Source organism: Streptomyces sp. NPDC028368 (assembly GCF_055565615.1).
Genome location: NZ_JBVHTY010000002.1, coordinates 79,799 through 92,859, shown reverse-complemented (window position 1 = coordinate 92,859; position 13,061 = coordinate 79,799). Strand labels below are relative to the sequence as shown.

Below are 13,061 nucleotides of genomic sequence, written 5' to 3'. Positions count from 1 at the left end.
CCGGCGCTCTAATCTGATCCCCATGACGTCCCAGAACGCCCGGAGTGCCCACGGCGCCCGGAATCCCGCCCGCCACTCCGTCGATTTCTACTTCGACCCCATCTGCCCGTTCGCCTGGATCTCCTCGCGCTGGATCCTGGAGGTCGAAAAGCACCGTGACCTGGACCTGCGCTTCCGGGTCATGAGCCTGTCGGTGCTCAATGAAGGCCGCGAGGACCTGCCGGAGAAGTACCGCGCGCTGCTGGACGAGGGCTGGGGCCCGGTGCGGGTGTGCATCGCGGCCGCGCAGGAGCACGGCGAGCAGGTGCTGCGCGACCTGTACACCGCGCTCGGCACCCGTATCCACACCAACGGCCGCGAGGACACCGCCGCCGTCATCGAGGAGGCGCTGGCCGAGGTTGGGCTGCCGGCCGAGCTGGCCGGCGCCGCCGGGCGGGACGCGTACGACGATGCGCTGCGCAAGAGCCACCACCAGGGCATGGACCCGGTCGGCGAGGACGTCGGCACGCCGACCGTCCACATCGACGGGGTCGCCTTCTTCGGCCCGGTCCTGACGGCGATCCCGCGCGGCGAGGAGGCGGTACGCGTCTTCGACGGCGCCCGCCTCCTGGCCGGTTACGACAAGTTCTTCGAACTGAAGCGGACCCGTACCGGGGAGCTCGACTTCAGCTGACGGCGGTCCCGGAGGCGGGCGTGACGGCTTCGGCGACCGGATCCATGGCGCCCGACTCCTCCGTCCCCTCCGCCCCGGTCTCCGCCGTCCGCACCCCGCGCAGCAGCGCCACCGCCAGCACCGCCGCGCACACCATCACGCCCGCGGCGCCCAGCACCGCCGTCTGCAGCCCGTCGGCGAAGGCCGCGCGGGCCGCCGTCAGCAGCGCCTCGCCCGCCCGGCCCGGCAGTTGGGCGGCCACCGCCACCGCACCCGCCAGCGTCTCGCGCGCCGCACCGGCCGCCCCTGAGGGGAGCCCGGCGGGCAGTGCGTCGCCGATGCCGGACCGGTAGACCGCGCTCCCGATGCTCCCCAGAATCGCCATGCCCAGCGCGCCGCCCAGCTCCGTTCCCGACTCCAGCAGCGCCGAGGCGGAGCCCGCCCGCTCAGGCGGCGCGACGCCGATGGCCAGCTCGTTGCCGAGCGACATCACCATCACCAGGCCCGCGGCGTAGACCGACGAGGCGACCAGGACGTACCAGAGGGCCGAGCCCGGCTCGAGCCAGGACAGCCAGAAGAAGCCGCCGGCCGCGATGAGGAACCCCAGGCCGATGACGTACGCCCGGTCCATCCGCCGGGCGAGCGCCGTGGCCAGCGGCGCCATTCCGCCCACCGCGAGGGTCGGCAGCAGATTCCACAGCGCGGCCTCCAGGGGGCTCATGCCCCGTACGGACTGCAGGTACTGGGTGAAGAAGACCGCGCAGCCGACGAGCGCGAACGCCGCCATCAGGTTCATCAGCACCGAGCCGCTGAATCCGCGGTGCCGGAACAGCTCCAGGTCGAGCATGGGATGGCGGGCGGTGCGCTGGCGGTGGACGAAGGCCGCGGCGGCCAGCAGGCCGGTCACGAGGGCGAGGACGGGCAGCATGGACAGGCCGTCGCGGGCGATCTCCTTGATGCCGTAGACGAGCGGCAGCATGGCGAGGAGGGAGAGCAGTGAGCCGGGCAGATCGAAGCGTCCGGCCGCCGGGTTCCGGAACTCCGGGAGCAGCAGTGGGCCGCAGACCAGCAGCAGCACCATCGCGGGCGCGTTGATCAGGAAGACCGAGCCCCACCAGAAGTGTTCCAGCAGCGCCCCGCTGAGCACCGGACCGACCGCGATCCCGCCCATCATGGCCGCCGACCAGATGGCGACCGCCTTGCCGCGCTGCTTGGCGTCGTGGAAGAGGTTGCGGATCAGGGCGAGCGTGGACGGCATCAGGGTGGCGCCGCCGACGCCGAGCAACGCCCGTGCGGCGATGAGCATTTCGGCGCTCTGCGCATACGCGGCGGCCCCGGAGGCGAGGCCGAAGAGGACGGCGCCGGACAGCAGCAGCTTGCGGCGGCCGATGCGGTCGCCCAGTGCGCCCATGGTGATCAGCAGGCCGGCGAGGACGAAGCCGTAGACGTCCAGGATCCACAGCTGCTGGACGCTGCTGGGCTTCAGCTCCGCGGTGAGGAACGGCACCGCGAAGTAGAGCACCGAGACGTCCATCGAGACGAGCAGGCAGGGCAGGAGCAGGACGCCCAGGGCGGTCCACTCGCGGCGGCCGGCCCGCGGCCGGGAGGGGGACGGGGCGCTGGGTGTGTACGGAGTAAACGACATGCGTGACACAGTAAGCAGGCCGCGCTTACGGTGCAAACAGTAAGCGCGACAAGGGAGTTGGAGGTGCATCACACTAGTGCACCTCCACCGAACGCGCCCTTGATGGGGCCGCACTGTTACGCTTCTGGCCAGCGATATCCCCTTGGTGCACTAGTACGGAGGCCACCCCGTGGATCAGCCCGCCCCGCCGCCCTACCGCCGGATCGTCGACGAGATCCGGCGCCGTATCGACACCGGCGAGCTGGCGCCGGGCGACCGGGTGCCCTCGACCCGGCGGATCACCCGGCAGTGGGGCGTGGCGATGGCGACCGCCACCAAGGTGCTGACGACGCTGCGGCAGGAGGGCGTCGTACGGGCCGTACCGGGGGTGGGGACGGTGGTCGCCGAGCCGCAGCCGCAGCCGGCCGCCCGCCCCGAACCGCCGCGCGGGCGCCGGCCGCGCGACACCGACACCGGGCTCAGCCGCGACCGCGTCGTACGGGCCGGGATCAAGGTCGCCGACGCCGAAGGGCTGCGGGCGCTGTCGATGCGCCGGGTCGCCGCCGAATTCGGGGTGTCCTCGATGGCGCTCTACCGGCATGTGGCCAACAAGGACGAGCTGGTGCTGCTGATGGCGGACGCGGCGTTCGAGGACGTCCACCTGCCCCACCCGGCACCCGAGGGCTGGCGCGAACGGATGGAGGCGGGCGCGCATCTGCAGTGGGAGCTCTACCGGCGGCACCCGTGGCTGGCGCAGTATCTGTCGATCACCCGGCCGCAGCCGATGCCGCGGGCGATGGCGCAGATCGAGTGGATGATGGCGCGGGTCGAGGGGGTGGACCCGGTGACGCTGATCCATATGGCCGTGACGCTGCTGAACTACGTACGGTCCACCGCGGCCGGCTTCGAGGACGATCTGGAGGCCGAGCAGGAGACCGGGATGGACCAGGACCAGTGGATGGCGGCGATGGAGCCGACGTTCGAGGGCATCCTGGAGTCCGGCGCGTACCCGATGTATGCGGGGATCGACGGAGCCGGGGAGGATGCGGTGACCCTGGAGACGCTGTTCGCGTTCGGGCTGGCCCGGCTCCTGGACGGCATGGAGGTGCTGGTCGGGCGGCGGGCGGCGGCCGCCTCCGACGGGGTCGGTGCCGCGTCCGACGGGGTCGGTGCCGCCTCCGACGGGGTCAGTTGAGCTCCCCGCGCAGCCGCCGGGCCCGTAACACCAGCTCCAGCTCGAAACGGCGGTCCGGGTCGTCGACCTCGGCGCCCCACAACTCCCGTATCTGGCGCAGGCGGTAGCGCACGGTCTGCGGATGGACGCCGAGCCGGGCGGCGACTTCGGGGGCGCCGCCGCGGGTCTCCAGCCAGGCGAGGAGGGTTTCGGCGAGGCGGCGGCCGTGGGTGGGGCCGCAGCGGGTCAGCGGGGCGAGGCGGCGGCGGGTGAGGTCCTCGATCAGCTCCTCGGGCGGCAGCAGGACCAGCGCCTCGGTGTGCTCGGTGCACTGCAGCAGCTCGCCCGCGGGCAGCAGTCCGCGCTCCATCAGGTCGACCGCGGAAGCGGCCCAGCGCAGCGACTTCGCGGCGTCCAGCAGCGCCACGGCCGGCCCGATCGCGCCTGACCAGCCGGCCGCCGCACGGGCCAGCAGCTCGCGCCGCCCGGGGGCGTCCGGCTCGGGCACCACCATCCGTGGCCGTTCGCACTCCATGTCCAGCAGGACGTCGGAGGCGACGGCGGGCGCCACCGCCTCGCGGGCCGGGCGCAGCAGGACCGCCACGGCGACGCGTTCGGGCAGCGGCCAGCCGATGCGGGCGGCGCGTTCGGCGAGGGCGGAGACGGGGCCCGCCGCGCCCGCCGCGCCGCCCGGTCCGGTGCGCCCCGGCCGCGCCGCGCCCCGTCCGCCGGTGCCCCGGCTCGCGAACAGCTGCTCCATCAGGCGGCGTTGCAGCCGCAGCCGCTCCCCGGCCTGGCGGGCGGCGGCCTCGGCGTAGCCGCGTACCGATTCGGCGACCAGCCCGTCGAGGTACTCGAAGCCCGACTCGGCGAGTTCGTACATCGCCGGTGCCGGGATGGCGACCTGCTGGCCGATCTCGGCGAGCCGCCGCCAGGCCAGTTTGACGCCGAGCCGGTAGATGGCCTGGAGGGCGTCCAGGCTGCGGCCCTGGATGCCCTCGCCGCGGCCGAACTCCTGGAAGACCTGCGGGTGGACGTGCGGCCGGTCCAGGCCCGCCGTCAGGTGCTCGACGAAGTGCTCCAGCGACTGCCGGATGCCGACCAGGGCACGCGGTTCCCCGCACTCGTCCGGTATCAGCTGCAGTTGGGGGAATTCGCGGCGGATCTCGCGCAGGATGCCCTCGGCCAGCGCGGGCACCTCGTCCAGTGCGAGGGCGGCGAACCGGCGTACCTGGCAGGGCGGGACCTCCCGCCAGGCGGAGCGTACGGCGGTCACCATGCCCCGGCCCTCCTGCGCATGCCCGGCCCGTCCTATTCGCCGGTCCGGTCGAAGGTCACCAGCGGCACATTGGGCTGCTTCGGGGCGGCGTCCAGGACGGCGACGATGCCGAGGGCGGCGCCGGCGGCGAGGGCGGCGGCGGCCACCGCGGTCAGTAAGGCAGCGAGCGTTCGGTGCATGGCGCGGCGAGCCCTTCGTCGATGCCGGGGACCCGGTCCGGTCCCCGTCGAAGCTGGTTCGGCACACGGCACGGCCCTCGGCGTACGGATCGGGGCCCGCTCGGTGCCGCGTCCCACAGCGCGGCACCACGGCAGTCGTGGTGCCTGCCGAGTGTGGAAGGGCATTGACTCGCTGTCAAGAGTTCCCTTACGTTCCCGGCCCATGGCGCAGCACGACGCCGCACGTGCACCAGAGCGTGTTCCTCTCACCGCTTCCAGGAGTGCTCGTATGTCTGCCCGTATGCCTTCCCGTACACCTTCCGGTCCTTCCGGTACGTCCTCCGGTACGTCCTCCGGTACGTCCGCCCCTGCGCCGCGAACCGGCACGTCCGCGGCCCGCACCGCCTCGCCCCTCTCGCTGTCCGTCCTGGGGCTCGGCGTCTTCCTGCTGGTCCTGGCACCCCTGCTGGCCTGGTATGTCACGCCGCGGGCCAAGGTCACACCGGTCGACGTCGATGTCACCACCGTCTTCACCGGCACCGGCAGCTACTTCGACACCGAGGCGCTGCAGAACCGGGAGCGGCAGAAGATCACCATCACCCGGCACGTGCTGGGCGACGTCGCCGCGAGCGAGGAGAGCGGGCGGGCGGTGTGGGATGTCTCGACGACCGTCGACACCCCCCGGACGCTGGCGCTCAGGGATCCGCGCAAGGCGTTCCAGTGGACCACCGAACGCTGGGTCACCGACCGGCGCACCAACGCCCCGGTGCACTGCTGCGAGGAGGCGCCGGCCCGGTTCGACGGCGATGCGTACCTCAAGTTCCCCTTCGATGTGGAGCGGAGGAGTTACCGGTGGTGGGACAACACGCTGGGCGCGGCCGTCCCGCTCCGCTTCGCCGGTACGAAGAAGGTCCAGGGGTACGAGGGCTATCGCTTCACCGGAACCGTGCCGCCCACCAGGACCGGCAGCCGGCAGGTGCCCGGCAGGCTGGTCGGCCGCCCGGGGCAGGGCCAGATCCAGGCCGAGGAGTGGTACGCGAATTCCGGTATCGAGCTGGTCGTCGAGCGGCGCACCGGCCGGATCATCGATGCCGCCCTCTCGCCGGTGAAGACGCTGCGCGCACCCGGCACGCGACGGGACGCGGTGACCCTGTTGCACGGCGAGAATCTCCGGTTCACGCCCGCCACGCGGCGGGCGCAGGTACGGCTGGCGAAGGCCGACAGCGACCGGCTGGCGCTGGTGAGCGGGCAGCTGCCGGTGGGCGCCGCGGTGGCGGGCGGGGTGCTGGCGGCGGCCGGGGTGGTGCTGGTGGTGCGCGGATGGGGGCACCTCCCGGTTCGAGGGAAGCCGAGAACCCGGGGGAAGCAGGACGGCCGGTCCTGAACGAAGTGATGAACCGTCAGACCGAAGCGACCCGGTTTTTGTCACTCCGGTGAGTAGCCGCAGCGCACGCCGCAGCGAAAACTATCGACCCCACACCGGCAACACCGCACCGCCCCGCACGACTCAGCACGCAGTACGTCCCCCACCGCTGGTACCGCACCCTGAGACGAGTTGGAGCGCCCATGCCCCAGCACGTACAACCGTCCCCGCCGCACGTACACCCCTCTCCGCCGCACGTGCCGCCCGCCCCGCCGCACGTGCACCCCGTCCCGCCGCTCGCGGCACCCTGCGTTCCGCCCTCCTCCGGGCATCTCCCGCTCCCCCGCCGTATCGTCTTTCTCGCCCGCCGCGACCTGGGCAACCCGGCCGCCGGCGGCTCCGAGCTCCTGGTGGACAAGATCGCCGACGGGCTCGCCGCACACGGCCACCAGGTCACCCTGCTGTGCGGCGGACCCGCCTCCCCCGACGTCCCGGCTCCTCCCCCGATCCCGCTCCCGACTCCGCCCGGCCGGGGGAACCCTCATGACCAGGGTGGGAGTACCCCCGCCCGCAGCTACCGGGTCATCTCGGCGGGCGGCGACGCCGGTCATTTCCTGCGCGCACCGCGGCAGCTGGCCCGCCGGGCCGGCGACTGCGATCTGCTGGTCGAGGTGTGCAACGGCATGCCGTACCTCGCGCCGCTGTGGCACCGCGGCCCCACCCTGTGCCTGGTCAACCACGTCCATACGGACCTGTGGGGGATGCGCTACCCGCGGCCCGCCGCCCGGCTCGGCCGCCGTCTGGAGCACTGGGCGCTGGCCGGCACCCACCGCCGCAATCTGATGGTCGCCGTCTCCGGCTCGACCGCGTCCGCGCTGCGCGACCTCGGCGTGGAGGGGGACCGTATCCGGCTGGTCCACAACGGCGTGGAGGAGCCGGGGCCGCTCGTCCCCAAGGCGCCCGAACCGCTCTTCGTGGCCATGGGCCGGCTCGTCGAATACAAGCGGATCGATCTGCTGCTGCGGCTGTGGGAGCGGGTCCGTCCGGTGACCGGCGGCCGGCTCGTCATCGTCGGCGACGGCCCCGAGCGGGACCGGCTGGCGGCGGCCGCCGGCCCGGATGTCACCTTCACCGGCCGCATCTCCGAACAGCGCAAACACCAACTCCTGTGCTCCGCCTGGCTGTTGCTGCACCCCTCGCTGGTGGAGGGCTGGGGTCTGGTGGTGATGGAAGCCGCCGCCCGGCGTACCCCCGCCGTCGGCTTCGACATCCCCGGACTACGGGATTCCGTCGAGGACGGCGTCACCGGGCTGCTGGCCCGCGGCGAGAGCGCCTTCGCCGCGCACTGGTGCACCCTCGCGCTCAGCGCACGGCGCCGGGACGCCCTGGGCATCGCGGCGGAACAACGCGCCGCCCGCTTCCGATGGAGCCACACCGTCAGCAGCTTCCGCGCGGTCGCCGCGGAGGCGTTCCGCACTACGCTCCCCGGGCGGTGAGGCCCCGGTGCGTGACCCCTCGCTGCGCAGGTCCTACACCCTCTTCCGCGCCTTTCTGCGGGAACAGACCGAACCGGAACGCTGTTACACGCTGCTCGCCCGGGACGCCGCCGACCAGGTGGCACGCCATGCCCCGCTGCGGGGCGCGGTGGTCGCCGATGTCGGCGGCGGCAGCGGCCACTTCACCGAGGAGTTCCGGCGGCGCGGCGCCCACGGCCTGCTCTTCGAGCCCGATACGGCCGAGCTGACCGCCCGCGGCCACGCCCCCGAGGGCGCGGTGGTCGCCGACGGCTATCTGCTGCCGCTCGCCGACGGCGCCGCCGACATCTGCTTCTCCTCCAACGTCCTGGAGCATGTCGCCGATCCGGGCACCTTCCTGAGCGAAATGATCCGGGTCACCCGTCCCGACGGGATCATCTACGTGTCCTTCACCAACTGGCTGTCCCCCTGGGGCGGCCACGAGACCGCGCCCTGGCACTACCTGGGGGCCGAGCGGGCCCGCGCCCGCTACCGGCGGCGCACCGGCCGCCCCGCCAAACACACCCTGGGCGAGAACCTCTTCGCCGTCCACATCGGCCGCACCCTGCGCCAGGTACGCGCCCGCGACGATGTCACCGTCCTCTCGGCCCGCTCCCGCTACGCGCCGTTCCTCGCCGAGACCATCCCCCGCCTGCCGGGCGTCCGCGAAGTCGCCACCTGGAACCTTCTCCTCATCCTCCGGCGGTTGCCATGACCCAGACCCTGCGGCCCTCCCAGTCCCCGGGCTCGCCCGACACCGGCGGCACACCGCCCCCGGCCCCGGCCGCCCCGGCACCGGACCAACCCCGCCGCAGACGCTGGCTGTTCGCCTTCTGGGCGCTCGCCCTGACCGGCTTCCTGGCGCCCTCACCAGGGAAGATGACGTTCGAGACCAAGCTGGGCGTCACCAGTGACCCCGGGAAGTTCCTCGGCGACCTGGGCCAGTTGTGGCACGACCGGGCGGGCTTCGGCGGCATCGCCGACCAGTACTTCGGCTACGCCTTCCCCACGCTCCCCTATTACGGCCTGACGCATCTGGCGCACCTCCCCGTCTGGCTGGCCGAACGGCTGTGGATGTCGCTGATCGTCACGGCCGCCTTCTGGGGCGCGCTGCGGCTGGCCGAACGGCTGCGCTTCGGCACCCCGCCCGCCCGCCTCCTCGCCGCCGCCTGCTACGCCCTGTGGCCGACGTTCACCATCGTCATCGGCTCCACCTCCGCCGCCGCACTCCCCGGCGCGCTGCTCCCCTGGGTTCTGCTGCCGCTGACGAACCCCCGGGCCGGCGCCCGTACCGCGGCCACCCGCTCGGCGCTGTTGATCCCGTTCATGGGCGGCGTCAACGCGGCCTCGACACTGGCCGCCCTGTTACCCGCCGGCCTCTATCTGCTCTCCCGTACCGGGCCGCGCCGCCCGAAACTGCTCGCCTGGTGGCTGCCCGGCGTCGTACTGGCCACCGCCTGGTGGGTGGTCCCCCTCCTCCTGCTGGGCATCCACGGCGAGAACTTCATGCCGTTCATCGAGCAGGCGGACACCACCACCGGCACCATGTCCGCCACCGAAATGCTGCGCGGCGCGGGCAACTGGGTCGGCTACCTCAACTTCGGCGAACCCTGGCTGCCGGCCGGCTGGACCATGACGGCCAACGCCTTCGCGGTACTCGGCTCGGCACTGGCCGCCGCGCTGGGACTGGCCGGGCTGGCCCGGCGCGATCTGCCCGAGCGCCGCTGGCTGCTGCTGACCGTCCTGACCGTCGCCCTGATCGCGCTGGCCGGCTACGGCGGTGCGCTCGGCGGCCCCCTCCACGGACTGTGGCAGGACTGGCTCAACGGTTGGCTCCGCCCGTTCCGCAACATCTACAAATTCACCCCGGGCCTGGCCCTGGCCCTCGCACTGGGCCTGGCCCATCTGCTCGCGGTCGCCACCGAACGCCGCGGCACCCGCCGGATCCCCGCCCGCCGCCGGCTCCCGCTGCTGACCGCCGTACTCGTCCTGCCCGCCCTCGCCCTCCCCTTCCTGACCGGCAGCATCCTCCAGCCCGGCCCCTTCACCAAACTGCCCGCGTACTGGGAACAGACCGCGAGCTGGCTGAGGACCCACTCCCCGGCCGGTCGCGCCCTGGTCGTCCCCGCCACCGCACACGGCATCTACACCTGGGGCTCCCCCATCGACGAACCCCTCGACGTCCTGGCCGAATCCCCCTGGGCGCAGCGCGACTTCGTCCCCTTCGGCACCCCCGGCGCCCGCCGCGCCCTGGACGCCGTCGAACAGGCCCTGATGACCGGCGCCCAAGTCCCGGGCCTGCGCGACTACTTGGCACGCGCCGGTATCCACGATGTGGTCGTACGCAACGACCTCGACCCGGACCAGATCGGCTATGTCCCACCGCAGACCGTCACCCGCACCCTGGAGGCCTCCGGCTACCGCAAGGCGGCGGCCTTCGGCCCGCTGACCACCAGCGGCAGGATCCCGGCCAAGGCGCCGCTGCAGATCCAGGGCCTGTACCCGCGCCTGCGCTCGGTCGAGATCTACCGGCCGCAGGGCAGCCCCGCGCCCGGCCCCGTCACCGCCAAGGCCGTCGCGGACACCGCACAGCTCAGCGGCGGCCCCGAATCCCTGCTCCAGCTGTCCGCCGACCCCGCCCTGCGGGACCGGCCCACCGTGCTGACCGGCGACAACCACCCCGGCCTGGGCACCGTGCCGCTCCAGCTGACCGCCGACGGCCTGCGCCGCGCCGACACCCGCTTCGGCCTGGTCAACAGCAATACGTCGTATACGTACACGGCCGACGAGAAGAACCACCCCGACAGCGTCCAGGACCCCGGCCGCCCGCCCCGGCAGATCCTGCCCACCTCCGGCATCGGCCACCAGACCACCGCCGTGCTGCGCGGCGCCTCCTCGGTCACCGCCTCCACCAGCGGCAACTGGCTCTTCCATCTGCCGCAGTACGACCCGGTGAACGCCTTCGACGGCAACCCGGACACCGCCTGGGCGGAGGGCAGCGCGGGCGACCCCGTGGGCCAGTGGGTGAAGATCGCCTTCACCCGGCCCACCTCGGTGCCGTCCTCGATCTCCCTCACACCGCTGCCCGGCGACGGACTGCGGGCCGCACCGACGTCCGTACGGGTGCAGACCGACCGCGGCAGCGCACAGAGCCCACTGCGGCCGGACGGGACGAGGCAGCAGGTCAAGGCGCCCGCCGGGACCGCGAAATGGCTGAAGCTGACCATCCTCGGCTCGCAGACACCGCGCGCGGGACTCTCCGGCGCGGGCTTCACCGAGATCTCCGTGCCCGGCGTCCAGGTCACCCGCCTGCTCCAGCTCCCCGCCGACGCGCAGCGCTCCGACGCGCCCGCCGAGACCATCTCCCTCCACCGGGGCAGCGACCCCGGCGGCCTGTCCCCGGTCTCCGCCGAGACCGGCCTGCACCGCCAGTTCCGTACGCACACGAGCGCGCCCTACGCCGTCTCCGGCAAGGCGCTGGCCGTCCCCGGCCCCGAACTCGACCGGCTGCTGGAGGGCATCGCGCCCGAGCAGAAGGACCGGATCACCGCCACCGCCGACTCCACCAGCTTCGGCTTCGGCCAGTCGCTCAGCCCCCGCAACCTCGTCGACGGCGACCTGACCACGGCCTGGATCGCCGGCGACCGGCCGACCCTGCATCTGCGCTGGCCGGGCAAGAAGAAGATCGACCAGATCGTGCTGGCCGCGGCCGGCGGTATCTCCACCCGCCCCGAACAGATCCTGATCAACTCCCCCGACGGCGCGGCCACCGCCGGGGTCGACGAGAACGGCCAGGCCCGCTTCGACCCGATCACCACCGACCGCCTGGACATCACGATCAGCAAGGTCAAGGCACTGACCCTGCACAACCCGGTCGCGGGCCAGGCCCTCCAACTGCCCGTCGGCCTCAGCGAGGTCTACCTCCCCGCACTCGACTCCTACCGCACCCCGCGGCCCCCCGCCGGCAAACGCTTCTCCGTCGGCTGCGGCCAGGGCCCGATGCTCGCCGTCGACGGCGTGCTGCACGCCACCAAGGCCTCGGGTTATGTCCGCGATCTCACCGAACGGCGTCCGGTCACGGTGGAGTTGTGCGCCGGCGAGGCCCGCGACGGACGGCTCCGGCTGCCGTCGGGGCGGCACCGGGTGGAGGCCGGCGACCAGGGACCGCTGACGCTCACCGATGTGACGCTGAGCAGGGGCCACGCGGCGGCCGCCGCCGCGCCCGCACGCAAGGTCGCCGCCAAGGACTGGGCGGGGGACCGCCGCAGCGTCACCGTCGGGGCCGGCCGGGCCGTCTATCTGCAGATGTACGAGAACGCCAACGACGGCTGGCATGCCACGCTGGACGGCCGCGCCCTGACGCCGCTGCGGCTGGACGGGTGGCAGCAGGGCTTCCTCGTCCCGGCCGGCGCGGGCGGCACCGTCGAACTGTCCTACACCCCGGCGACCACCTATGACCTGGGCCTGATCGGCGGGGCGGCGGGTGTGGTCCTGCTCATCGTCTCGGCTCTGGTGCGGCGCACCCCGCGGACTCCGCCGCCCGCTTCGGTGATCCCGCCCGCTCCTTCGTGGGTGCTGGGCGTGGCGGCGCTCACGGCGGTGGTGGCCATGGCGTCGGGTCCGTTCGCCGTGGTCGTGCCGCTGCTGGCGGTGGTGGCGCGGTTCCGGCGGGGGCTGCTGGTGCCGGTGGCGCTCGTGTCGATGGCGGGCGCGGGAATCACCGCGGCCATCGGGGCGGGTGAGCCGATCGCCGCGGACGAGGGGGCGTTCAGTGCCGTCGCGCAGGGGTTTGCCCTGGTGGCGCTGGCGGCGGCGGTAGTGACGGTGCCGGGCGTACCGGGGGCCGGTGCGACCGCGGGCCCGGCTCCCGCCGAGGGAACGGACCCGGGCTCACCCGCCCCGGCCGACCCGCCGCCTCCGTCGGCCCCGTCGGCCCCGTCAGACCTGTCAGACCCGTCAGACCCATCGAACCCATCGACCCCATCGGACACGTCGCCTCCGTCGCCTCCCCCACATCCGTCGCCTCCGTCGCCTTCCTCGCCTTCGCCGCTTCCTCGGCGTGCGCGGCCGGTGGCCGACGGGCCGGCCGCCGCCGGGCGGCCGATCCAGGCCCGGGGGCGGACACGGGGCGACGGCCCGGACTGGGCCGACCGGCGGCGGCCGGCCGGGCCGCCGCGCAACGGGGAGGACACCGGACGATGACCGCACTGCAGCAACCACCCCGGCAGGAGCCGGACGGCCAGGACGCCGCCCCCACCGGCGAACCGGCCCACGAACCGGCCCACGAACCGGCCACC

General features: G+C 73.4%; 9 protein-coding genes. 6 read left to right on the top strand and 3 right to left on the bottom strand.

Translation table 11 applies throughout. The features are described from left to right. Positions 1–22: 22 nt before the first annotated feature. Positions 23–673: a mycothiol-dependent nitroreductase Rv2466c family protein gene (locus ACZ4S3_RS03970; RefSeq protein ID WP_467925393.1), complete on the top strand. Its 651-nt coding sequence runs from the start codon at positions 23–25 to the stop codon at positions 671–673. Here the strand turns inward: ACZ4S3_RS03970 and ACZ4S3_RS03965 are convergent. After that, positions 666–2,297, bottom strand: a complete 1,632-nt coding sequence (locus ACZ4S3_RS03965) for an MFS transporter (RefSeq protein WP_467925391.1) — start codon at positions 2,295–2,297, stop codon at positions 666–668. The two genes, ACZ4S3_RS03970 and ACZ4S3_RS03965, sit on opposite strands and share 8 nt — an antisense overlap. Before the next feature lie 169 nt (positions 2,298–2,466). On the opposite strand from ACZ4S3_RS03965, the gene ACZ4S3_RS03960 reads away from it, so the two are divergent. After that, a complete protein-coding gene (locus tag ACZ4S3_RS03960; protein ID WP_467925389.1) occupies positions 2,467–3,471 on the top strand; it encodes a GntR family transcriptional regulator in 1,005 nt (334 codons plus the stop codon). Here ACZ4S3_RS03960 and ACZ4S3_RS03955 read toward each other — a convergent pair. Both ACZ4S3_RS03955 and ACZ4S3_RS03950 read right to left on the bottom strand, forming a co-directional pair. Then, positions 3,464–4,729, bottom strand: a complete 1,266-nt coding sequence (locus ACZ4S3_RS03955; protein WP_467925387.1) for a PucR-like N-terminal domain-containing protein — start codon at positions 4,727–4,729, stop codon at positions 3,464–3,466. The genes ACZ4S3_RS03960 and ACZ4S3_RS03955 overlap by 8 nt on opposite strands. Positions 4,730–4,761: 32 nt before the next feature. Further along, complete coding sequence (locus ACZ4S3_RS03950; RefSeq protein ID WP_467925385.1) at positions 4,762–4,908, bottom strand: hypothetical protein; 147 nt, start codon at positions 4,906–4,908, stop codon at positions 4,762–4,764. Between the two features lie 268 nt (positions 4,909–5,176). Between ACZ4S3_RS03950 and pgfA the strand changes: the two genes are divergently transcribed. The 4 genes from pgfA (at position 5,177) to ACZ4S3_RS03930 (ending at position 12,966) form a co-directional block, all read left to right on the top strand. Then, on the top strand, positions 5,177–6,271 hold the full coding sequence (gene pgfA, locus ACZ4S3_RS03945; RefSeq protein ID WP_467925383.1) for a cell envelope lipid trafficking protein PgfA: 1,095 nt from the start codon (positions 5,177–5,179) through the stop codon (positions 6,269–6,271). A 182-nt stretch (positions 6,272–6,453) separates the two neighbouring features. After that, a complete protein-coding gene (locus ACZ4S3_RS03940) occupies positions 6,454–7,746 on the top strand; it encodes a glycosyltransferase family 4 protein (protein ID WP_467925381.1) in 1,293 nt (430 codons plus the stop codon). Positions 7,747–7,753: 7 nt separating this feature from the next. Then, positions 7,754–8,479 carry a class I SAM-dependent methyltransferase gene (locus ACZ4S3_RS03935; protein ID WP_467925379.1) on the top strand — a complete coding sequence of 242 codons (726 nt, stop codon included), beginning with the start codon at positions 7,754–7,756 and terminating at the stop codon, positions 8,477–8,479. Further along, positions 8,476–12,966, top strand: coding sequence for an alpha-(1->3)-arabinofuranosyltransferase domain-containing protein (locus ACZ4S3_RS03930; protein ID WP_467925377.1), 4,491 nt, complete (start codon positions 8,476–8,478; stop codon positions 12,964–12,966). Before ACZ4S3_RS03935 ends, ACZ4S3_RS03930 begins: the two co-directional genes overlap by 4 nt. Positions 12,967–13,061: the final 95 nt, after the last annotated feature.

Excerpts from the sequence above, each read along its gene's own strand:
- ACZ4S3_RS03970 (WP_467925393.1), top strand. The coding sequence starts at position 23 with ATGACGTCCCAGAACGCCCGGAGTGCCCACGGCGCCCGGAATCCCGCC.
- ACZ4S3_RS03940 (WP_467925381.1), top strand. The coding sequence starts at position 6,454 with ATGCCCCAGCACGTACAACCGTCCCCGCCGCACGTACACCCCTCTCCG.
- ACZ4S3_RS03930 (WP_467925377.1), top strand. The coding sequence starts at position 8,476 with ATGACCCAGACCCTGCGGCCCTCCCAGTCCCCGGGCTCGCCCGACACC.
- ACZ4S3_RS03950 (WP_467925385.1), bottom strand. The coding sequence starts at position 4,908 with ATGCACCGAACGCTCGCTGCCTTACTGACCGCGGTGGCCGCCGCCGCC.
- ACZ4S3_RS03965 (WP_467925391.1), bottom strand. The coding sequence starts at position 2,297 with ATGTCGTTTACTCCGTACACACCCAGCGCCCCGTCCCCCTCCCGGCCG.
- pgfA (WP_467925383.1), top strand. The coding sequence starts at position 5,177 with ATGTCTGCCCGTATGCCTTCCCGTACACCTTCCGGTCCTTCCGGTACG.
- ACZ4S3_RS03955 (WP_467925387.1), bottom strand. The coding sequence starts at position 4,729 with ATGGTGACCGCCGTACGCTCCGCCTGGCGGGAGGTCCCGCCCTGCCAG.